Genomic DNA, 22,463 nt, shown 5'->3' with positions numbered 1-22,463 from the left:
TAACACATAAGCATTACATCATCTTCTATAGCCAATACCCACTGCCAATCAAAATGAACCGCTAGACTCTTAACACGTTAAAGTAACGATACGCTTATAAATGTAACTTAAAATCAGCAAGGGCCAGATATGGATAAGCAAAAAAACTTACGTCACGGTTAACTGACGTAAGTTGGGTTGATTTATAAGCTTATTGTTACTGCACAAAAATTCTTTAAATAACAAACTAACTAAATTGCTTATCTCGGTTGTGCTGGGCGGTCCAATCTTGCTGGTGAGCAATAGGAACAATGCCATAAGGGTTAATCGCCACATGACTCGCATAATAATGACGTTTAATGTGCGCTTCATTTACCGTTTTAGCGACGTTAGGTACTTGAAACAGTTCCAACATATAATTGTAGATGTTGCTAAATTCTTTGATCAATTTTAAGTTACATTTAAAATGCGTATGATATACCGAATCAAATCGAACTAATGTTGCCCACAAGCGCCAATCAGCCTCGGTGATTTCATCACCTGTTAAATAACGTTGTTTTGATAACTTTTCATCAATCTGTTCTAATGCGGCAAATAATTCGTTTACATTTTTGTCATAGGCTTCTTGTGTTGTCGCAAAGCCAGTTTTATACACGCCATTATTAATTTTGTGATAGACCAACTCATTTTCATGATCAATTTTTTCACGTAAGTGTTCAGGATAAAAGTCTAGTGTATTACCCGTAATGTCATTAAAAGCACTATTAAACATACGAATGATCTCAGATGATTCATTATTTACAATCACTTTATCTTTCTTATCCCATAACACAGGAACACTATTAACACCGCTGTAATCAGGATCTTGGGCTAGGTATTTTTCAGAGATAAATTTTCCGTCATATAAATTATCTCCCGTTGTGCCATAGAGCTTGGCGGACTCTTCATCATGCTTAAAACTCCAGCCATTTTCATGCATATCTGGATGAACCACACTTACGGTAATTAAATCTTCTAGCCCTTTTAATTGGCGGAAAATCAATGTGCGATGTGCCCATGGGCAAGCAAGTGATACGTATAAATGATAACGGCCAGCCTCAGCTTGAAACCCACCGCGTCCTGTTATGCCAGCACTGCCATCAGTGGTGATCCAGTTTCTAAACTGTGATTCTTTACGTTGGTATTCACCATCTTTTATACTGCTGTTCCAACTGTTTTTTACTGATTTCATTGTAGTATCTCTCTGTTATATGTGAATAAATATTAAAAGGAATTATTTGCTTTATTAACCTAAGCGCTGTTTCAATACGTTATCTAGTGCTAACTTACCTGCACCACTAAACATCAACGAAATTGATATAGCGAACAAAGCAAGTGCGAACTCATAACCGTTATTCGTCATAAATAGTCCATTGGCAAAATGCACACTAAAGATGGCGACTACCATGGTGATGCTAAGCATCAATGCTGCTGGGCGAACCAGTAAACCAATTAATAAAGCGATACCGCCGAAAAACTCTGCACTACCGGCTAATAACGCCAATTGATATCCTGGCTCAAGCCCTATTGATGCCATCCACTGACCAGTTCCTTCTAAACCATAACCGCCAAATGAGCCAAACAATTTTTGTGCGCCATGAGCGATAAAAATAATAGCTGTTGGAATTCTAAGGGCTAACGCAGCAAAACCAGCATTAGTTGTCATAAGTGTTTTTATAAAAGAGGTGTTCATTTTATTCTCCAAAGTTTGTTATTAAAGTTCGTTGTTGTTGTTCAATGAAGCTATTATATTTAAAGACTCTAACGAATAATAACGGTTAAATCTGAACAATTAGTTCAAAAATATTGATGTAAAGCCCGCTCCAATGACATTTAGTGCCTTACAGGTATAGGATACTGAACGTAAGCTAAGAAGAGCCTTGACCTCAAGTTATTTTAATACGGTAAACGCGAGCGCTGAACAAGTCCGCCAATAACGAGTTGATACTTATGGCAAAGCAAAGCACTAACGATACAGGAGTAACTGAGGTTCAATACACGAGTAGCAGAAGCCGTGTTTGGTATCTTGCGGGCTGGCTTAGACGGCCTTGAAAAAGCCGCACAAGCTGAATTATTGATGGGAGTTTGGGTAAGTTACCTACGAGATATAAGTAGTCAAACTCATATACCTTGTACGTAGTTAACTTTATAAACATACCCAGTGCTTATAAAGTTTTTTATTTTGTGTCTGCGATTTCTATCTCTATTGTCAGTGCTCAAAATTAAAAACCTAATCTGAGCGATTATGTCGCTAAATTTAACTGAAAACTCTTCTTTATTTCCGACTTAATTGAGCGTCTAGGTCTCTATTAATATATATTTCTAGGAATCCTGGCAGCCCGCCTGCTTTGACCATTTCCTCGAATGGCTGATGATATAGTGGATCATTATTCTCGGTCAAAATCACAATGCGCCAAGTATTTAAAGGAGCATCTTCAGTACCTGCGACGCCATGTTCAACATGGAATAAAGGCTGGTATTCGTTGGTACGTATAGTTTTTCCAGTCTCAGTTGTCAGTTTATCTCGACCAAGAAAAATCATTCGTCGTTCTTTGTGACTAATGAAAACTTCTTCAAATACTGGTCCGATCGCATCTTCAATTATCCAAGCCTTTGCTTCTATCTCTCTCACGAAATATTCACTGTCATCGTCGAAAGAATAACGACCCCACGCATGGTCACGAGAGACAACATATGGAATGTAGTTAGCAGGGTTCCACGCCTTCTTAAGCTCCATATCCCAGACCATATTGCCCGTAAGGTGAACAGGTTTTCCAACCTCATAACATTCACTTAGTACCTTGTTAACATCAGGTGCCGGTAATTCAAAACGTGTATTTCTTGGGTTTTCCCATGCGTTTTCAAATTCCTGACTAGCCGCAAAGAACGAGTGCTCGATATTCGCTACATTACTCATTTAATAACTCCGGTTTATTTCATAAGGCCGAATAATCGAATATTACCCTGGTAAGATTCGGTTATTCTGACCTGACTGTATTTGTAAAATTACCTGTATAAAATTTTAATTCACATTACTGTTTAATACTCACAGTAAGATTAAGCAATGCTGCCAAACTTGCCCTGCTGATAATCTTCTACCGCTTGACGAATTTCTTGTTCGGTATTCATCACAAAAGGTCCCATGTGAACAATTTTTTCTTTGATTTTATTGCCAACTAAAATAAGTGCACCTGCACCGTCATCACTTGCTGTAATCGCTAATGCCTGCTGGGCATCCACAATCGCTAATTCTCCTGCGTTTAGACGAGGGCTAGAAAAACGCCCGCTGTGCACATAAACTAATACTTGCTCGGCATCAGATAAATCAAACTCAGCTTTAGCGTTACTCTCAAGCGTTAAATCTGCGAGTGCAGCATTTGCAGCCAACTCAGTTAGCGGCGATGAAGCGGTTTCTCCACCAAACGTCCATTGACCCGCCATTAATTTAAGACTTGCTCCTGTTGTATTGGTTAAATTCGGTAAACTTGTTGAATCTTGATAGCGTGCAGGACGTAATTTGTCTTTCGCTGGCATATTCAACCATATTTGAAAACCGTGCATACCTTCGTTTTCATCAGTTATTGGCATTTCAGAGTGAATTACCCCATAACCGGTACTCATCCACTGAACATTACCCGCTGTAATTAAAGCGCTATTACCCAGTTGGTCTTTGTGTTCAAAGCCACCTTTGATCATATATGTAAAGGTTTCAATACCACGGTGAGGGTGTGCCGGAAAGCCACCAATAAAATCATTTTTATCATCAGACTTTAACTCATCAATCATCAAATAGGGGTCAAAGTATTTACCAGTAAAATCAGCAATACGTGAAATTTTGACGCCATCGCCATCTTGTGTTGGTTGTGAATTGACTTTATTTACTACAATCATTTTTTGCTCCTGAATAACTTTAATCGTGCACTAGGGTAGTATTCACCACCCTAGATACTAAATTTATACTTTACTGATGGTCTCTTAATTCACTACTTTTAGTGAATTAAGCTAACTTTTCCGCTAATAAGTTATCTAGAGAAAGCTTACCTGCACCACTAAACATTAATGAAAATGATACCGCTAATAAGGCAAGCGCAAATTCATAACCGTTATTCGTCATAAATAAACCATTGGCAAAATGCACACTAAAAATGGCGACTACCATGGTAACGCTAAGCATTAACGCTGCTGGGCGAACCAGTAAACCGATTAATAAAGCAATACCGCCGAAAAACTCTGCACTACCGGCTAATAACGCCAATTGATATCCTGGCTCAAGCCCTATTGATGCCATCCACTGACCGGTTCCTTCTAAACCATAACCGCCAAATGAGCCAAATAATTTTTGTGCGCCATGAGCGATAAAAATAATAGCGGTTGGAATTCTAAGGGCTAACGCAGCAAAACCCGCATTAGTTGTCATAAGTGTTTTTATAAAAGAGGTGTTCATTGTATTCTCCAAAGTTTGTTATTAAAGTTCGTTGTTTTTGTTTAATGAAGCTATTATATTTAAAGGCTATAACGAATAATAACGGTTAAATTTGAACAATTAGTTCAAAAGGATTGATGTATGACTTCCCCGATAACACTTGATGCTTTAAAGGTGCTTGATGCCATTGAGCGTAAAAAGAGTTTTGCCGCTGCTGCCGATGAATTATTTCGAGTGCCGTCAGCCATTTCCTATACAGTAAATAAACTTGAAGACGATCTTGGTATCGCATTATTTGATCGCAGTAAGCGCAAAGCAGAGCTGACATCTGTTGGCATTATGCTCGTAGAGCAAGGAAGACTGATATTAAAAGCCACCGACGAGCTGACTCATATGGCAAAACAATCAGCCGAGGGGTGGGAGCTGGAACTACGCATTTGTATTGATAGCATTTTACTGTTTCAACCCATTTACACCTTAATCGCACAATTTCAGCAGGAATACCCATGGATTAATATCCGTGTAACAGAAGAAGTGTTTGGTGGTACATGGGATGCATTGGTTGCTGGCAGATCTGATCTTATTATTGGTGCCACAGGTGAACCATACAATAGTGACTTTTCTCTTTATAAATTAGGCAATGTGGACTTTGTTTTTGTCGTAGCAAAAGATCATGCATTAATTAAAGAGCAACAGCCTCTTTCAAATGAAATAATAAAAAAATATCCTTCTGTAGTGGTGGCCGACAGCTCAAGAAATCTACCAGGTCGTTCTGCAGGTCTACTGGATGGACAATCGCGTATTACGGTATCAAGTATTGAAAAAAAGATAGAAGCACAGCTGCTAGGTTTAGGTGTAGGATTCCTGCCGATTCATCGCATTAAATCACAATTAGAATCGGGGCAGCTCGTTATCTTAGCTTTAGAAACTACCGAAAACAGAAATAGCGAATTATGTATGGCTTGGCGTAATGATAATCAAGGTAAAGCACTGGCATGGTTTGTTAGCAATATACAACAAATGGCTGTTAAGTTAATCTGATGGAATTATGGTAAACATAGCATTCTTATATATTACAAAACCAGTCTATATTTATAGACTGGTTTTTAGGTTACAACTAAATTATTTCGACGAATTTAAACAAACGCCGCTTTATTACTGGCAATAAAATCTTTTAATGTGGTTAATGGGCGACCTAATAATTGCTCACCATCAGGGCTTACAACAGCCGCTTGATTCGTTGCAAATACTTCAAATAATTCTAACATACCTTCTGCTTGCCATTGTGGCCAACCTGTCGATAAAAGTGAGTCTAAAGTTTGCTGTTTTGTAGGTGAAATATACGCTACGGTCTTCCCTGTAACATCGGAAAATACTTTCGCCATCTCTTCACCACTTAATAATTCTGAGCCAGTGATATTGTAAGCTTTATGCTCATGACCTGATGTGGTTAAAATATTCGCTGCCATTTCGCCAATATCAGCAACATTTAACGGAGCGAAGCTACCTTCACGGATCCCAAAATATAAGCCACCTTGTTTAACACCATCAGCCCAACCGAAAAAGTTATCTTGAAAGAAAATAGTGCGTAAGTGGGTCCAGTTAAGGCCTGATTGCTCTAAATATTTCTCACCCGCTCTAAATTGTTGAGCAAATAATATCGCTTCATATTCAGCGCCAACAACAGAATAGAATAAAAACTGCTTAACAGTGCCCGCTTGTACTGCGGCATCAATGGCGTTTTTAGCATGCTGTTCTCTTTCTTCAACATTACCCGGTATCATGAATACTTTTGTAACACCTTCATAAGCCGCGGTTAATGTTTCAGGTTTATCAAGGTCAATGATAACTGTTTTGATTGATGGGAATTTTTTCTTTAATAGCGTTGCTTTATCAGTACTACGAACTGCGGCAACAATAGTGTCTTTAGGTTGTTTACTTACTAAAGACTCGATAGTTGCCATACCATTGTTACCAGCAGCACCAATAATTAAGATAGTTTGATTGTTCATTATTTTTCTCCAAAGTTTATTTAACATTTTATTTAACCTAAGGGCATAACGCCTTTGTTTTAAGTGGTATCAATTTGATGGAGGCATATTAAAAGAAATCTAAGTCAAAAAATAACGCAATGATTTGTTCTTTGAGTTCAATATATTTGAACTTAATTAATAGGGGATAATATTCGTATTCGTTACTGGTGTTAATTAGGTTTTTATTGAGAAGAAAGCGGCTTAGGAATAGATCCTAATGTTATGGAAGTTGACTCTATATAATTTCATACCATTGGCGAAAATAACGGGAAATAGTCAATAATACGAACAGAGTTAGCATTAAATAATAGGTTTTGTATTAATAACTGCGTTTTAAGTTGAGAGTAATAGAAACATAAGAAGTGAATGTAATTGTATTGAGGCAACTGTAATTTTTCGAATTATTCTAATTAATACAGTGGACTTATCGAACGATGACAAGTCCACTGATAGCATTGTAATCTATTCTGTCGTTGCTGTTTTATCTGAATCCGATGCCTTGCTTTGTTTTAACAATTTAACTTGTTGGTCTTTCATGTACATTGGATGATATGGCCCAACTGGCATACTACCAATAAATCTACCATTCGCTTGTTTTGCATAAGTAGTATAATCCGCTGCTGCGGTATTGATTGCTGTTGCTATTGCACTAACAAGAAGGCCAGCTATTCCGCCGCCACCATTTACTGCTAAATCGACGACAACCGTACCATTGTATTGCCATAAAACCTCTGAGGTTTTAGTTGATTTTATCTCTGCATTGATAGAAACAGTCAGTGTTGAGGCTAAAACAGTATATGACGTATCCCAACTAACAATTTTTGTAAAAAGCACTGCGTCGGCACCAAAGTATTCATGAAACTTATTTAGCGGTACATCATAAACTAACTCACTATCATAAATCCCTTGTTGTCTTAATACATCAGCAGTAAGTTGATAAGGAAAAGTATAATAACCATGTAAAGCAATAGGCATTTCAACAGTCGTTGAATAATAATCCTTTGCTTCAGCATCAGTACTTAGATTTATTGGCGGCATAACAAGCAGTGAACGTGGCTTTTCTTCGTACATTTTAGGGAACTCTTCCCCTTTTGTTATGTAGGTTGGCGCTACGCAGCCACTCAGAAATAATATAGATAGGATTAGTAGTGAAGTTTTTATTTTTTCAATGTAATTCATTTTCTATTACCCTTTCACTTTTGCTTTTTTAATTAAGTTTTCCATAAATCGGCTTGATTCAGGGTAAATACTTTTTTCTTGTTCAAAAAATTCAATCGCTTTTGGGTAATTGTTTGATTTTAATTGAATATAACCTAAGTTCGCGTAAATTCCTGGTGGAACTCTTACCGCTTTCGCATTTGATTTTTGAACGATACTTTCTAATGAACTCTGCCATTGAGCATCACTTTCATGACCACTTTCTTTTTTTAAGGCATAAAAACTTTCAGAGTAATTTTCATACATATACATTGGTGGTGTTGATTTACAGCCACTAAGGAAAGCGGTAAATATCAAAAGTGTTAATACTAATTTCATGTTGATCCTATGATGATTATAATTATTGTTATTGGTATTTTTATTGAGGAATATTTATTTCTTTCTCATGACCATCACCAAGCAATACGTTACGTTGAACAACTACCTTGCCTTGTTTAGTCACTATAATTGTATGCTTACCTGGTGTTACTTTATATTGCTGCTTAGGGCCTGCTTTGGTCACTATAAATGATGGGGCATCATCAATAGAAACTTCAGCGCCGGTAATATTTCCTGAAAAATAAAGATAGGATACGGGTTCAGCCGTCGTTTGACCTGAACTATAAGTATTGTAGCTACTACAAGCTGATGTAATGGCCAGAAGTGAAAATATAAATAATGTCCGAATGATATTCATTTTAATGTCCTTATGTTGTTATTTAATAATTTCTTGAATAAACAAATTTGTATAATCATTTGCTTTGATATAAGAATCCAAGTTGCCTTCAATTATTTGGCTAAATGAAACTTCTGATTCTGGTGTCTCACCAAATGAGCTAGTCACTTTAACTTTGGCAATCGTTTTACCGGGTAAGGTGATAAACATACCTGTTTGTGGATTTTTAACTTTTTTACCTGACTTGACTACTTCAAAAGTTGACCCTGGTTTAATATTTTGAGACTTACCACCAGAGATTATTAAATTACCTTCATCATAAGAAAGAACATAAGATCGCCATGCTTTACCTAACATATTTTCAACAATATTTGAGGCTAAATCTGTAATAGCAACATCTATTACTTTGTCATTTAATGAGCTATCGTAAGCCGCTTTGTCACCTACACCGAGCACAGTACCGGCTTCTGAATAAGCGATGCCTTTACCTTTTTCTGAATAGATAATTTGACCTGTAGATACATCAATAATGCGAATGTTCACAGTAGCATTGGCTTCTTGACGTTTAACACGAGAGAAAACCCCGACATCGCTAACTTCTTTGCGTCCAAATTCAGTAATTGAACCAACAATTATAAAGTCAGCGGCATTTTTTAGTGCCGAACTGCCAGACATTGAAAGTTCTTTTTCAATTTTACTTAAGTCAGCACGCTCAAGCATGATGAACTTACCTGTTTCAAATAATTTAGATGAAAGAATATCCATTGCTTGTTTACCAATACGATTATTATCGCTATCAATAAAAAAGCTCTGTCCGTAGGTTGTTTCGTTGGTGAAACGACCAATCGCTACTTTTCTTTTGAGATATTTAGTTTGATCGGCAGTTGCTGTGATTGTTTTACTTATAGCAGGGGCTTGTACAGGTGTTGTGTGGATTTCCTTTTTCTCAACGGTTGCACAGCCAGTAAATATTAGACTAACCGACATTGCTAGCATTAGTGTTTTATGATTCATCTTATCCCTTGATAACATTAATAATTAACAGGATAATAACATAGATAAATCAAATTATCGTATTGTTTTATGATGATATTTTTGACTACATCTCCAAACCATTTATTCTACTCTACACTGACCATTACTCTTCTTCAATCGATCAGTAGAGGCCAATCAGCCGAATTAAAAACTGACCTTTAATATCATCACAGAGTCCTCTTAGATGGTTTTAATGAAACTACGACTCCCAATATAATAAGCACTTGATTTAAAAGTTTTCAATGCAAGCCATGAAAAGTTGCTCACCCTCATAAAAGTTTAAGGGAAAATGAGTACTTAGAATTCAACAATACTTTGCTTAACCAAAAGTTCAGCAGTTTCTTGTTGAGCATGAACGAAAGATCTAATATTTATATCTGCCAAAGCAGCCTTTTCTTCAATCGTATTCACTTTAACCACTAAATTAGCATCAGGATAGTAATCAAGCACAGACTCACAAATTATTTGCTTATTTTTTAATGTGTTAACAGTAATAATAATACTACTGGTCTGATCTACATTGAGTGATTCCAATACGGGGAGTTTATCTAAATGTCCAAAATAGGCATCATAACCACGCTTTCTCGCGAGTAATACATGTTGTAAATTATCAGAAATAATTAAAAATTTAGCCTCACGTTTTGATAGTTCTTTAGCGACAATTCTCCCTAAAACTGCAAACCCACACACGATAGTATGATTAGTAGTTTTTACCGTGGCAATATTGTCTGCTTCAAAGTATTCGACCACAAAAACTGATGCTATTTTATAAATATTATTAACCATGAAAGGCGTTAAAATCATCGATAACACTGTAATCAATATCAGGAAACTGCCTAATTCATCGGCAATAATATCTTGATTCATTGCCAGAGCAAAAATAGCGAACGAAAACTCACCTACTTGGCATAAAGCAACCGCAGACTTAATTGAGTCACTTTTATTCAGCTGCTTTCTCATCAGCATATAAATGATGATCGCTTTGATCATCATAACCAATACTAAAATCCCCAACACCCAATGTAAGTGGCTGATAAAATATTCAATATTAATTTTTGTTCCAATTGAAAAGAAAAAAGCCCCTAAGAGTAAATCTTTATAAGAAGAAATATCAGACTCTACTTTTATGTGAAACTTAGTTTCAGCAATGATCATACCTGCGATAAATGCGCCTAGTGAATAGGTAAAGCCCATTTCATGAGCAAATAATGATGCACCTAAAACGATTGTAAAAACAGAGCTTAAAAACAACTCCTCCATTCGAGCTTTAGAGGAGAAATGAAGTAACCAAGCAATAATTTTTTTACCTATCGTGAACATGAAGATAATAATGCCGCTGGCATATAACAATGTTTTTAATAAGACATCTGTCAGTGATAATTCATTATTCGAAAGGAAACTCATCAGCAATAAAATAGGAATAACAGCTAAATCTTGAAAGACTAAAATAGCAACAGACCTTTCACCGTAAGGGGTAACAATATCTTTTGATTTTTTAAGGTAAGGTAATACTATCGCCGTTGAAGACAAACTAAATGAAAGCGCAATAACGAGTGACGATACCGCATCAAGAGTGAAAGCATAAAGCGCTATGATAAAAATAATTAAGGCACTGAATGCCATTTGCACAAAGCCATTATAAAATATCAATTTTTTCATTTTATCCAATTTAGAAAAAGACATTTCTAAACCAATAGTAAACATGAGAAAAACAATGCCAAATTCGCCAATGAGATCTAGGGAATGAAGATTTTTACTGCCATTAAAGTCAAAAAGAGTGCTAACCACAGTGCCCGTAATAATGTAGCCAATAATATGAGAAATAGAAAATTTGGTTAGTATAATATTTATAACGCTAGCAATTGTCAGTGATATGGCGATGATTACAAGAATAGAGTCCATTATGTCTCCTGAAGTTAACCTGAAAAGTTACATCAATAATTTATCAATGCTTATGTCGACGAAAAAAAATTGATGAATTCATTTTTTTATTAGTATCTTGCACATTACAGACCATAAAAAAAACAGGTAAAGAAAATTAAAATATCCTTATAATACAATAACATTTTTTATTTTTTGACTATTTAAAAAATGATTTATACAACGATGAGCTAGTTTGCGGTTTATTTTGAGGCAAAAGCACCTCTATGGTGCAAATTAATGGTCTGGGCCATTGATTTTATTCACATTATAAATGACGGTCGCTTAACTTACTTTCACCCAAATAAAAGCCTGCATTTAGCAGGCTTTTTATCTACAATAGTTTGCACTACTCGTTGGTAATTATATACTCGTTACCAATCAATATGCAGGTTTCAGAGTGTTTGAGCTATTTCAATTCAAGGCGCTGTGATGACGTAATGGTTTTTCCATTGTAAATCACTGCAACGATGAAGTGATATTTCTCAAGCGCTTCTTCGATGGGTTTATAATGACTTTATACGGCGTTAAATAATCAAACGATAGAATGACTATGCTTAAATTATTCTCCTTGGCTAAAGTCATTTTAATTCCCACTGAAATCTTGCACTTTGAATGGTAGCGGCTATATGACCTATTGCTCTGTGATTTGATAAACCGTAACCGTTCCTGATACTTCATTACCAATAATTAATAATGGTTTACTCGTTGGACTATCAATAGCCGATACAAACTTGATACTTTCAGGGCCTAAATCACCCGCACTGTTTACCTTAGTACAATCCATACCTTCGCTGCTATCACAAGGGTCAGCTAAATCATCATCCATTTCGTAATCAACAGTAAAGTCACGGTTGTTGTAATGTGTGACAAAAGCTGTTTTAAATGGGTTAGTGATATCATAAACAAATAAATCACCCGCTCGCTCTTGCGCAATAAAAGCGTAAGTTCTCCCTGCTATTTCACCAACATCAATGGCTTCAGGCTCGCCACCTTTGTCATCAGAGCGGTTATCACCTTTATTTTTTGTATGAGCAGCATTGAAATTATTTCCCATTATTGCTGCAGAAATTTTGCCGAAATCATCGCCCGAATCAAAAACTAAATTAGCATTTTTATCCCAGATAGAAAATGAACGAGCTCCATAAGCGAATAACTTTTCAAATTCGTCATTTTGATCTTCATCACCTAATGCGGTAGTAACTTTCAAGCGTCCTAGGTAATTTTTACCCCCTGAAACGTCATATTGACTTTGTAACTCACTTGAGAGTGTTTGGTTTAATTCGTCAGTATCAATAATATCTTTAACGCGAACTTCTTCAGAGAAACCGTCATAGTCTCTAGCATCGCCTTCGTTTGCTGAAACGATGAATGTTGTGTCATTCCAAGTATATGATGCAAGCGTATCAGGTTGATACATGCCATAAAGACCTTGAATACTTTTAAACTCAGGCACTTCATCTTTATTACTAAAATCTAGTTGGTATTTACCCCAATCTTTATAACCGAGGGCTTTCACTTCAATAGTTAACTCTTCAAGGTTGATAATGCCAATGGCATTATTTTCTTGCAGAGATACATAAGCCATTTTGCTGTTACTTGAGGTAGTAATATATTCTGGCTCTAAATCTTTAGCGACAGTATTGCCCGCTGGCCCTGCAAACTTAACACCTGCTTTAGACAAAATAGCCAAGCGCTTTGCATCGGTATCAAAATCTTCGGGCACTAAGTTATCATCACTAAAGACGATGTCTTTACTCAAATTAATTGTTTTGGCAACATTAGCAGGCATTAAATCAACAACAGAAATAACGGAGATAGAGCCCTCAGGGTCATTGGTATAATCAGTGTTTGGCTCGCCTTCATTAGCCACTAATGCTTTACTACCGTCAGGGGTAAAAGTCACCATATCAGGTAAAGCACCAACTTCTACCGCTTTAATAAAAGTCCCTTCTCCTAGTTCATTCAAGCTATAAAACAAAATAGCGCCATGCGCTTGTTTAATCTCACCTTCAACAGCTATGGCTAATAAGTCTTTTTTAATCGCAATGGAATTAACGGCGCCTAGTGACATGTCTTTTTCAACGCCAGCACTGTTTGTTACTGACACATTGAGTGGAAAAATAAAAGCGTTTGAAGTCAAACTTTCATCAGCAACTGGATTACCGACTGCAGTTGTTGAAAGGTTAGTTAAGCTAATAACTTCTATTTGATTGGAAGCGCCATTAATGGCAAAAGCAGCGTTTGAGCTTTTATGGAACTGTACTATTTCTGCGGCACTTTTACCGTAAATACCCGTAGCAAAACGGCCAACAACTTCAACATTCAGATCGCGGGGTAAACTTTTACCGTCATTGCCATCAACACCTACAACACCTGGTGCTCCTTGCTCGCCCTTCAATCCTTGTTCGCCATCATCACCGTCACTAACACAGCCGGTTAATGCCATTGATAACGCCAGCGCTAACACGCCTACTTTATAGCTATTATTTTTAAACATTTGTTGCCTCAGTCTTATCTCATTACTTAAATGAGATAAGACTAGGTAATCTACATGGCAGAATAATGACTTAACGATGAAAGAAAAATGACAAACCTTAAGACTTAATCCACAGTAATAGTGCTAAATTCTTTGTTTACCCATTGGTTTCGTCCCTGACTTTTTGCCTGATATAGCGCTTGATCAGCCACTTTTAACACTTGATTTATAGTTGTCCCTTCACTAAATTTCGTGATAAAACTTGAACCTATGCTGCATGTTAACGAAAGCGTTGGCTCATTGGGTATGTTCACCAATCTGATGTTATCGAGAATTCGTACTATTATTTTTTCTAATTCATCCTTAGATACATTTTTCAAAATAATAGCAAACTCGTCACCACCAATACGTGCGTGGAAGTCACTTTTTTGTCTTAGCGCCTTCGAAACAGCATTAACAACAGCGACTAAACACTCATCACCAATATCATGACCAAAACAATCGTTAACCGCCTTGAAATAGTCTAAATCATAAAAAATCAAAGCAATTGGCAGTATCGGATCTACATCATTAATCATTGCCTTACTAACCTCATCAAAATACCGTCGGTTAGCAATTTTTGTTAACGCATCTTTATAGGCTAATTCGTTGAGTAGCAGCGTTCTTTCTTCCACTTTCAGTTCAAGTTCTTTGGTGAGGTTATTTGATCGCTTTAAGGTAAAAAACATACAAAATAAACCAATCCCAGAAAAAGAGGTAAACATCACATAAGCGTAACCAACAGTCATAGCAACATCATCAGTATCAGCGGTTAATGGAATAGTTATATCAAGAGCACCGCGTACATCACCTACTTTCCAATCCTTTCTTGGGCTTGATAAATGACTATTATGGCAACCTATGCAGCTTTCCTTCATAAAGATAGCTTCAGCGCGACGCAAAACAGGAAGCCCATTAAGTGTTTCTACTCGTTCAAAAACATTGTTTTTCGTTGATAATTTTTCGAGTGCATCTTGTTGAAAGTCATCTTGTGGACCCGCTGAATTTTTTCGCCCTTTAAATGGATATTTACTGTAAGTACTGAGAATGAAGCCTTCATCTGGCCTTGATATTGACTGACCTAACTCAATAGCAAAAGTAGCAGGGTTAGGAATGGCTAGATTATGGTCACGGTAATTAGCTTGAACGTGAATATCGGGGTGTAATCTTATTTTGGCAGCAGCATTAACACTGTAAGAAACTCTTGCTTGATTTATAGCTGAAGCCAGAACTTCAGCGGTTCTTGAGGCAAGCGCTCTTGAGGCTGAATATTCCAACTTTTGAATAGCGATTAATGAAATTATGGCCATTAAAATAAAGAACAATGCAAAGAAACTCAGCACTTTATTTTGAGAACTACTCATAAGAATGAAGTAAACCTTATAATAATCAATTGAGTTAGGCTTAAGATATTGACCTTTGAATAAAATGAAACATCACCGACATACTCCAATATTCAAAGCAATATCAAATGGTCAATGAAGTTAGATTTGGCAAGCTACTCTTAATAATAGTCGAGTTTTATTCATCTATGATGATAAAGCTCAATTTCAGATAGTTTCTACTCGATATACTTAGAAACGCTGTAACAGATTCGTTAATTAGCAACGAGCTTATATCCATAATGGCAAAGACACTTTATTGGAAACTAAAAGCTAATAACAATAGTTGAAATTAGCTTTTGATTAGCTCAACCTTTACTTTTGTGCAGCCAGTTTACGTGCTTGATGCAACTTCTTGTAGCTTTCAATCAATCTTAAGTGTTTATCTAAACCTTCTAATTTCATGCTGGTTGGCGTTAGACCATAGAATCTAACCTCACCGTATACTGAGCCAACTACTTGCTCCATGTTTTCTGCACCAAACATTCTATTAAAGTTACCCAGATAGTCTTCGAGTTCCATCTCTTCATCAAGCGTGACTTCAAGAACAGCATGTACGGCTTGATAAAATAAACCACGTTCAACGGTATTATCATTATATTGTAAAAACTCACCCACTAGCTCAGTCGCATCTTCAAGTGCACCTAAAGCTAAACAAATAAGAATTTTCAATTCAAGAATAGTAAGCTGGCCCCAAACAGTATTTTCATCAAACTCAATACCAATTAACGTGCGAATGTCGATGTAGTTATCTTGTTGGCTTTCTTCTAAACGGTCAAACAAACTTGTTAATGCTTCATCATCTAAACGATGAAGATTTAAGATATCTTCGCGGTAATCTAATGATTTGTTGGTATTATCCCAAATAAGATCTTCTACTGGATACACTTCTGAATAATCAGGAACTAGAATACGACATGCGGTAGCGCCCAATTGATTGAACTCAGCTATATACACTTCTTTGTCTAAATCTTTTAAAATGTCCATTAAACCGGCATTTTCTTCTTCATTCGTACCAGAAAAATCCCATTCAACAAATTCATAATCATGCTTAGCACTAAAGAAACGCCATGAAACTACACCCGTTGAGTCAATAAAGTGGTCAACAAAGTTCTCAGGCTCAGTCACTGCCATGCTATTAAAGGTAGGTTTAGGTACATCGTTTAAACCTTCAAAGCTTCGACCTTGTAATAACTCAGTTAAGCTGCGTTCAAGCGCTACTTCAAAACTTGGATGTGCTCCAAATGAGGCAAAAACACCGCCCGTTTTCGGATTCATCAAAGTAACGCACATTACTGGGAATTTTCCGCCTAATGAAGCATCTTTTACGACCATAGGAAAGCCCTGCGCTTCTAGACCTTCAATGCCTGCTAATATAGCTGGGTATTTAGCGATAACGTCTTTAGGTACATCAGGTAAAACAATTTCTTCAGCAATGATTTGTTTTTTAACTGCGCGTTCAAATATTTCTGACAAACATTGCACTTGTGCTTCAGGTAAGTTGTTACCTGCACTCATGCCATTACTTAAGAATAAATTCTCAATAAGATTTGAAGGGAAATAAACCGTTTCACCGTCTGATTGACGCACATAAGGAATTGAACAGATACCGCGTTCAGTCATACCTGAGTTAGTATCAATCAGGTTTGAAGCACGTAGTTCATCGTCTGGGTTGTAAATAGCTAAACAATAATCATCTAAAATATCGCTTGGTAGTGCATCATCTGCGCCCGCTTTAAACCATTTTTCATTGGGGTAATGCACAAAATCACTGGTGGCAATGTCAGTACCGAAAAATTGATCGTTATAAAAGAAATTACAATTAAGGCGCTCAATGAATTCACCTAAAGCTGAAGCAAGTGCACTCTCTTTCGTTGCGCCTTTACCGTTAGTAAAACACATAGGGGATGCGGCATCACGAATATGTAGAGACCAAACATTAGGTACAATATTACGCCACGAAGAAATTTCAATTTTCATACCAAGGTCAGCCAATAACTTTGACATATTGGCGATGGTTTCTTCTAGTGGTAAATCTTTACCTAAAATAAAGGTGCTAACACCGTCATCAGGTTGTTGCATCAACATTGCTTGGGCATCGTCTTCAAGGCTAGTAACAGCCTCAACTTTAAACTCTGGCCCTTGCTGAACTACTTTTTTCACGGTGCAGCGGTCAATTGATCTTAAAATACCTTTTTTGTCTTTTTCAGAAATACTTTCCGGCAACTCAACTTGAATTTGAAAGATTTGGTTATGTCTGTCTTCTGGGTCAACAATATTGTTTTGTGATAAACGAATATTCTCTGTCGGAATATCACGAGAATTACAATAAACCTTAACAAAGTATGCGGCACACATAGCTGATGACGCTAAGAAATAATCAAAAGGACCTGGTGCTGAGCCATCACCTTTATAGCGAATAGGCTGATCAGCGATGACACTAAAATCGTCAAACTTGGCTTCAAGTCTAAGGTTGTCGAGAAAGTTAACTTTGATTTCCATTGAATAATTTCCACAGTTATTTACGGCCAATCGGCGTATTGAGCTTTATGGCGCTAATTATCGGATTTTTTACCGCAATAGTCTTGGAAAACTTGTATTAATTTTCTAAATAACAGTCAAAGAAGTGATATTTATTTTACATTTGGTCGATAAGCAGCAACACCTTCAACAAAAAAGCACCTTGTAATCATATTCCAAGGTGCTTTTTATGTCTCAAAATTACGATTTAATCAATCGTAAGCAATTAACTTAGGTTTTTAACTTTTTGCTTGCTCTGATAAATAAGTCAGTGCCTCTAACCGAGTAGAAAAGACATGTTCTGCTGATATTTTATCGAGTAACTTCAATTTATCGAAATCAGCTTTCACTCGCTCGCAAACGCTTGAGAGTAAAATGTCCCGCCCTTGATTTCGATAGCTGACAATAATTTCTTCAATGGCAATGGTACTGGTAATGCCAACAAAACGAGCATCCGTTAAATCGATCAACAAGGTTTTATTTTGATCCGACTCTGAAACGCTTTGCTTCAATCCGCGAGCTACGCCAAAACCGATAGGTCCAGAGATATTGAGCAATAAAACGCTATCGTCCATTGAAGCAAGTAATTCTCTTTCCGGGGCTGATAAATGCTCCGCTTCTTTAGCCGTGCACAACTTAATATTATCAAGCTGTATTTCTGATAAGCGACGAATAGTTACTAAGTTTGCTAAAAACACGCCAACTAATACTGCTGTAACTAAGTCAAAAGCGACTGACATAACTAAAGTCGAAAGCATCAAACCAGCACTAAACAACGGAACTTGATGAAGTCGCTTAAGAAAATTCCAATCAATAATGCTGATACCCACATGAGTCAAAATAGCGGCTAAAACAGCCACAGGAATATACGCAGTGTACTCCCCTGCCCACAAAACAATGGCTAAAATAAAAATAGCATGAAGAATGCCTGACAACGGCGTAGTACCACCAGCCCTTAAATTGGTTACCGTACGCATGGTTGCGCCACCACCTGGTAAGGCACCGAATAAGCCCGCAACAATATTACCGATGCCTTGACCAACCAGCTCTTGGTCAGAGTCATGTAATTCATTGGTAATACTGTCAACTGTTAACGAAGTCATTAATGAATCTAAGGTACTTAAGGTCGCAATTAATAACGCTGATTTAATCATTTCACTGGCTAAGACATTGTCCCAAATAGGCATATTAAACGAAGGTAGTTCGCTGGAAATAGCACCAACTACAGGCATTTCAGCACCCGAAAAAACAAAAAATATCGTTGCCCCTGTAACTGCAATAATACTGGCAGGTACTATACGGCTAAATCGTTGTGGCCATAAAAACAAAATGACCAAACAAGCCAGCCCCAATAAAGTATTGGTACTTGTTAATGTGCTTAATGACAACTGCAATTCTGGTAATGAATGACCAAATAATGGCTCTAGCTGGGAAAGGATAATTAATACGCCAATACCCGAGGTAAAACCTGAAATAACCGGGTAGGAAACAAGAATAAAGTACTTTCCTAGCTTAAAAATACCGAAGAGCATTTGAAATAGCCCCGCCAAACTCACCACGGTAAATGCCGCCGCTATGCCGTTATCAGGAGACTGCGCTACAAAGCTAGTTAAAATGGCAACCATGGCAACCGTTAAGCCGGTGTTAGGGCCAGAAATTTGTTGGTTTGTTCCGCCAAATAATGAGGCGAATAACCCTGTTAAAATTGCACAATAAATTCCTGCACTTGCACCAGCGCCCGAAGTAACCCCGAAAGCCAAAGCAAAAGGTAAAGCAACAATTGTTGATGTTATTGCACCAAAAATGTCGCCTTTAATTGTTTGTCGATTAAAATGTGATAAAGAGAGCATGGTTACCTAATTTAAATGTTTTAGTTAATGGCACTATTAATCCTGTTTCAGGTATTAAGTGCTAGATATCTTAGTCGAAATTACAAGTGCTATAAAAATATTCAGTTAAAAACATTCAACAATTGTTACGACCTCTCAAGAGAGAACCAGACACTAACTGTACACTAAAAACCATTTCTTGACACTATTGACAAGTTTTCTAGTTTAGGTATAGGATTACTGGGTTGTTCATTAGTTAGGCACATTAAATACCAATAAAAATATTAGTAAAGTAAAACGATTAAGGAAGCTGTACGGATACCTTTAGATTACTTATAATTAAAGCTAACAAGGTCTTACGAGGTAAAATTTGACTATTTTACCTTTCACCATTTTCTCTAGTTACCTCTAATTTTATAAGATATAGCAAACATCTTAAAATCTACCCAGGTTTCACTATATGGAATTGACAAAGTGTTTTACTTGTTAACTTTGCTTAGTATTTATGTATTAATAAATCAGCTTCACTGAGGTTGGATACAACACAGTCTCTTTCAATGAATTAGCAACCGCTGGCATTATCGGCTTTAATTGATAGAACAGCGATAGGAAAGATAAGTTTTAAAATTATTACAAGCAGGTCAAACTTAAAAAAACACAAATAAACGACCTTAAATATAAATCAACTAGAGAACTGTAGTTATGGAACAGGTTAGCAAATCTCACGAAAATAAAGCTGAAGAGCAAACTGAAGGCGTCGGTCTGTTAGAGCGTCTTTTTAAACTATCACAGCATAAAACCACTGTAAAAACTGAACTCATGGCCGGTCTTACCACCTTCGTGACCATGTCTTACATTATGTTTTTAAACCCAATCATTATGTCTAAAACTGGCATGCCATTTGATGGATTATTTCTAGCAACGTGTTTAGGTGCTGCAATTGCAACCATCTTAATGGGGATGTACGCTAACTGGCCGGTAGGTCTTGCGCCAGGCATGGGATTAAATGCCTTTTTCACCTTCTCAGTCGTTGGTTCCATGGGTTACAGTTGGCAAATAGCCTTAGGTGCAGTATTCCTTTCTGGTGTTATTTTCGTCTTAATGAGTGTCACTCGACTTAGGGAATGGATGCTTGATAGCATCCCCATGAGTTTGCGCCTTGCCATGACTGCAGGTGTTGGTCTCTTCTTAGGTTTCATAGGTTTACGTTTCACCGGCATTGTTGTAGCGAACCCTGACAATGTTGTTGCATTAGCTGACATGACACATTTTGGTTTTGGTCAATTTGGACCTGAAGCCCCTGCATTAGGCTTCCTAAGTTTCTTATTAATCGCTATCTTAAGCTACCGTAAAGTATTTGGTGCGGTACTCATCGGTATAGCAGTAACAACGTTCATTGCCTTTGCGATGACTTGGGTACTCCCTACTGATTTCTTCGTTGTTGCTGAAGCGGCTAAATCATTTGCCCCCGCTTCTGGTTTTGTTGCCTATAAAGGACTACTAGCCATTCCTGAGTTTTCTGCGCTTGAACCTATTTTGTGGAAAGCTGATATTGTTGGCGCTTTTGAAGTTGCTTTAATTCCTGTCATCGTCACCTTCTTATTTGTTAACATCTTCGATACTGCAGGTACCTTAATGGGTGTTGCTGAGCGTGCTAACTTGCAAGACGAAAATGGTAAAATTGAAGGTTTAAGCAAATCTTTAAAAGCTGATTCTATTTCATCTGTTATCGGTACCGCTTTTGGTTGTCCTCCTGTTACCTCGTATGTTGAGTCTGCTGCAGGTGTTGCTGCGGGTGGCCGAACTGGTCTTACTGCCGTTACTATCGGTTTGTTATTTGCTGCTGGTGTGTTCTTCTTACCACTAGCACAAATGCTACCTGGCTTTGCTGTTGATGGTGCACTTATTTATGTAGCCATGTTGATGATGAGCTCTCTTAGAGGCTTAGATTGGGACGACTTAACTGAATATGCTCCTGCAGTATGTACTACGGTTATGATGGCATTCACCTTCTCTATCGCTAATGGTATTGCCTTTGGTTTCATCACTTACACTGTGTTAAAAGTAGGTGCTGGTAAGTCTAGCCAAGTATCTAACGGTGTTTGGGCGTTAACGGTATTATTTGTTGCTAAGTTCATCTTTTTAAATTAAAGATACAATAAGCACAAGTTATGTTTATTATGAATAAAAGCCTTTGCTAGCAAAGGCTTTTTTCGTCTAAACATCCTATATAACCAAACTACCTGAAGATGCTTAGGTATAGCCTTTTATTAGTTTTAATTACTCACTTAAAAGAAGCAATTATGAAACATACAATTGAAGTAATGATCTCAGAAGAAAAAATAAAAACACGTGTCGCACAATTAGGGCTTCAAATTAGTGAGCATTATCAAGACAGCGATAACTTAGTTATGGTCGGCTTGCTTCGCGGCTCATTTGTTTTTATGGCTGATTTGGCAAGAGTCATTACCGTTAATCATAGTGTTGATTTTATGACGGCATCGAGCTATGGCAATGGCATGGAGAGCTCTCGTGACGTTCATATACTTAAAGACCTTGATGATAACATCGAAGGCAAAGACGTCTTGTTGGTAGAGGACATTATTGATACTGGCAATACCTTAAGTAAAGTATTACAGATCTTAAATTTACGTGGACCAAATTCTATACAAATTTGTACGTTATTAGATAAACCTACTCGCCGAGAAGAAGATGTTGCGGTTAAATGGATAGGCTTTGAAATCCCCGATGAATTTGTCGTTGGTGTTGGTATTGATTACGCACAAAAATATCGTCACCTACCCTATATTGGTAAAGTAATACCTACCGTTTAAATAAAGTTGATGGTAAATTTAGCATATAAAAAATCCGATACTGAATCGGATTTTTTGTTCTTATCTCAAAATTTGATA

Annotated in this window: 18 protein-coding genes; 3 read left to right on the top strand and 15 right to left on the bottom strand. The window is 37.1% G+C overall.

Annotated features, from left to right (window positions below; genetic code table 11):
- Positions 1-226: 226 nt before the first annotated feature.
- The 5 genes from CXF79_RS02480 to CXF79_RS02460 all read right to left on the bottom strand — a co-directional run bounded on the left by CXF79_RS02480 (position 227) and on the right by CXF79_RS02460 (position 4,462).
- On the bottom strand, positions 227-1,210 hold the full coding sequence (locus tag CXF79_RS02480; protein WP_011042600.1) for a glutathione S-transferase family protein: 984 nt from the start codon (positions 1,208-1,210) through the stop codon (positions 227-229).
- Positions 1,211-1,264: 54 nt separating this feature from the next.
- Positions 1,265-1,711 (bottom strand): DoxX family protein, encoded by a 447-nt coding sequence (locus tag CXF79_RS02475; protein WP_101153778.1) that lies wholly within the window; start codon positions 1,709-1,711, stop codon positions 1,265-1,267.
- A 582-nt stretch (positions 1,712-2,293) separates the two neighbouring features.
- Entirely contained in the window at positions 2,294-2,935 is a 642-nt protein-coding gene (locus CXF79_RS02470) for a hypothetical protein (protein ID WP_101153777.1), read from the bottom strand.
- A gap of 140 nt (positions 2,936-3,075) precedes the next feature.
- Positions 3,076-3,909, bottom strand: a complete 834-nt coding sequence (locus CXF79_RS02465; RefSeq protein WP_101153775.1) for a pirin family protein — start codon at positions 3,907-3,909, stop codon at positions 3,076-3,078.
- A 106-nt stretch (positions 3,910-4,015) separates the two neighbouring features.
- Entirely contained in the window at positions 4,016-4,462 is a 447-nt protein-coding gene (locus CXF79_RS02460; protein ID WP_011042595.1) for a DoxX family protein, read from the bottom strand.
- Positions 4,463-4,582: 120 nt separating this feature from the next.
- Between CXF79_RS02460 and CXF79_RS02455 the strand changes: the two genes are divergently transcribed.
- Positions 4,583-5,482, top strand: coding sequence for a LysR substrate-binding domain-containing protein (locus CXF79_RS02455; protein WP_011042594.1), 900 nt, complete (start codon positions 4,583-4,585; stop codon positions 5,480-5,482).
- 95 nt (positions 5,483-5,577) lie between these two features.
- Here the strand turns inward: CXF79_RS02455 and CXF79_RS02450 are convergent, their stop codons facing one another.
- The 10 genes from CXF79_RS02450 to CXF79_RS02405 form a co-directional block, all read right to left on the bottom strand.
- A complete protein-coding gene (locus tag CXF79_RS02450; RefSeq protein WP_101153773.1) occupies positions 5,578-6,453 on the bottom strand; it encodes an SDR family oxidoreductase in 876 nt (291 codons plus the stop codon).
- A gap of 483 nt (positions 6,454-6,936) precedes the next feature.
- Positions 6,937-7,545: a GNA1162 family protein gene (locus tag CXF79_RS02445; RefSeq protein ID WP_011042591.1), complete on the bottom strand. Its 609-nt coding sequence runs from the start codon at positions 7,543-7,545 to the stop codon at positions 6,937-6,939.
- Positions 7,546-7,659: 114 nt separating this feature from the next.
- Complete coding sequence (locus CXF79_RS02440) at positions 7,660-8,010, bottom strand: DUF4810 domain-containing protein (protein ID WP_011042590.1); 351 nt, start codon at positions 8,008-8,010, stop codon at positions 7,660-7,662.
- A gap of 40 nt (positions 8,011-8,050) precedes the next feature.
- A complete protein-coding gene (locus CXF79_RS02435; RefSeq protein WP_011042589.1) occupies positions 8,051-8,368 on the bottom strand; it encodes a hypothetical protein in 318 nt (105 codons plus the stop codon).
- Between the two features lie 18 nt (positions 8,369-8,386).
- Complete coding sequence (locus CXF79_RS02430; protein ID WP_011042588.1) at positions 8,387-9,361, bottom strand: CsgG/HfaB family protein; 975 nt, start codon at positions 9,359-9,361, stop codon at positions 8,387-8,389.
- 318 nt (positions 9,362-9,679) lie between these two features.
- The gene (locus CXF79_RS02425) at positions 9,680-11,284 is read right to left on the bottom strand and encodes a cation:proton antiporter domain-containing protein (RefSeq protein ID WP_101153771.1); all 1,605 of its coding nucleotides are present in this window, start codon (positions 11,282-11,284) and stop codon (positions 9,680-9,682) included.
- Positions 11,285-11,936: 652 nt separating this feature from the next.
- Positions 11,937-13,802 carry a choice-of-anchor I family protein gene (locus CXF79_RS02420; RefSeq protein ID WP_101153769.1) on the bottom strand — a complete coding sequence of 622 codons (1,866 nt, stop codon included), beginning with the start codon at positions 13,800-13,802 and terminating at the stop codon, positions 11,937-11,939.
- A 104-nt stretch (positions 13,803-13,906) separates the two neighbouring features.
- A complete protein-coding gene (locus CXF79_RS02415) occupies positions 13,907-15,184 on the bottom strand; it encodes a diguanylate cyclase domain-containing protein (protein WP_101153767.1) in 1,278 nt (425 codons plus the stop codon).
- Between the two features lie 333 nt (positions 15,185-15,517).
- Complete coding sequence (locus CXF79_RS02410) at positions 15,518-17,704, bottom strand: OsmC domain/YcaO domain-containing protein (RefSeq protein WP_101153765.1); 2,187 nt, start codon at positions 17,702-17,704, stop codon at positions 15,518-15,520.
- Positions 17,705-17,961: 257 nt separating this feature from the next.
- On the bottom strand, positions 17,962-19,572 hold the full coding sequence (locus CXF79_RS02405) for a SulP family inorganic anion transporter (RefSeq protein ID WP_101153763.1): 1,611 nt from the start codon (positions 19,570-19,572) through the stop codon (positions 17,962-17,964).
- Between the two features lie 681 nt (positions 19,573-20,253).
- Between CXF79_RS02405 and CXF79_RS02400 the strand changes: the two genes are divergently transcribed.
- Positions 20,254-21,702: an NCS2 family permease gene (locus tag CXF79_RS02400; RefSeq protein ID WP_011042578.1), complete on the top strand. Its 1,449-nt coding sequence runs from the start codon at positions 20,254-20,256 to the stop codon at positions 21,700-21,702.
- 152 nt (positions 21,703-21,854) lie between these two features.
- Entirely contained in the window at positions 21,855-22,385 is a 531-nt protein-coding gene (gene hpt / locus CXF79_RS02395; protein WP_101153761.1) for a hypoxanthine phosphoribosyltransferase, read from the top strand.
- Positions 22,386-22,463: the final 78 nt, after the last annotated feature.

Source organism: Colwellia sp. Bg11-28 (genome assembly GCF_002836245.1).
GTDB classification, from domain to species: Bacteria; Pseudomonadota; Gammaproteobacteria; order Enterobacterales; family Alteromonadaceae; genus Colwellia; species Colwellia psychrerythraea_A.
This window is presented reverse-complemented; position numbering and strand designations above follow the sequence as displayed.

Coding starts and splice junctions, on each gene's coding strand:
- CXF79_RS02480 (WP_011042600.1), bottom strand. CDS start 1,210: ATGAAATCAGTAAAAAACAGTTGGAACAGCAGTATAAAAGATGGTGAA.
- CXF79_RS02475 (WP_101153778.1), bottom strand. CDS start 1,711: ATGAACACCTCTTTTATAAAAACACTTATGACAACTAATGCTGGTTTT.
- CXF79_RS02470 (WP_101153777.1), bottom strand. CDS start 2,935: ATGAGTAATGTAGCGAATATCGAGCACTCGTTCTTTGCGGCTAGTCAG.
- CXF79_RS02465 (WP_101153775.1), bottom strand. CDS start 3,909: ATGATTGTAGTAAATAAAGTCAATTCACAACCAACACAAGATGGCGAT.
- CXF79_RS02460 (WP_011042595.1), bottom strand. CDS start 4,462: ATGAACACCTCTTTTATAAAAACACTTATGACAACTAATGCGGGTTTT.
- CXF79_RS02455 (WP_011042594.1), top strand. CDS start 4,583: ATGACTTCCCCGATAACACTTGATGCTTTAAAGGTGCTTGATGCCATT.
- CXF79_RS02450 (WP_101153773.1), bottom strand. CDS start 6,453: ATGAACAATCAAACTATCTTAATTATTGGTGCTGCTGGTAACAATGGT.
- CXF79_RS02445 (WP_011042591.1), bottom strand. CDS start 7,545: ATGTACGAAGAAAAGCCACGTTCACTGCTTGTTATGCCGCCAATAAAT.
- CXF79_RS02440 (WP_011042590.1), bottom strand. CDS start 8,010: ATGAAATTAGTATTAACACTTTTGATATTTACCGCTTTCCTTAGTGGC.
- CXF79_RS02435 (WP_011042589.1), bottom strand. CDS start 8,368: ATGAATATCATTCGGACATTATTTATATTTTCACTTCTGGCCATTACA.
- CXF79_RS02430 (WP_011042588.1), bottom strand. CDS start 9,361: ATGAATCATAAAACACTAATGCTAGCAATGTCGGTTAGTCTAATATTT.
- CXF79_RS02425 (WP_101153771.1), bottom strand. CDS start 11,284: ATGGACTCTATTCTTGTAATCATCGCCATATCACTGACAATTGCTAGC.
- CXF79_RS02420 (WP_101153769.1), bottom strand. CDS start 13,802: ATGTTTAAAAATAATAGCTATAAAGTAGGCGTGTTAGCGCTGGCGTTA.
- CXF79_RS02415 (WP_101153767.1), bottom strand. CDS start 15,184: ATGAGTAGTTCTCAAAATAAAGTGCTGAGTTTCTTTGCATTGTTCTTT.
- CXF79_RS02410 (WP_101153765.1), bottom strand. CDS start 17,704: ATGGAAATCAAAGTTAACTTTCTCGACAACCTTAGACTTGAAGCCAAG.
- CXF79_RS02405 (WP_101153763.1), bottom strand. CDS start 19,572: ATGCTCTCTTTATCACATTTTAATCGACAAACAATTAAAGGCGACATT.
- CXF79_RS02400 (WP_011042578.1), top strand. CDS start 20,254: ATGGAACAGGTTAGCAAATCTCACGAAAATAAAGCTGAAGAGCAAACT.
- hpt (WP_101153761.1), top strand. CDS start 21,855: ATGAAACATACAATTGAAGTAATGATCTCAGAAGAAAAAATAAAAACA.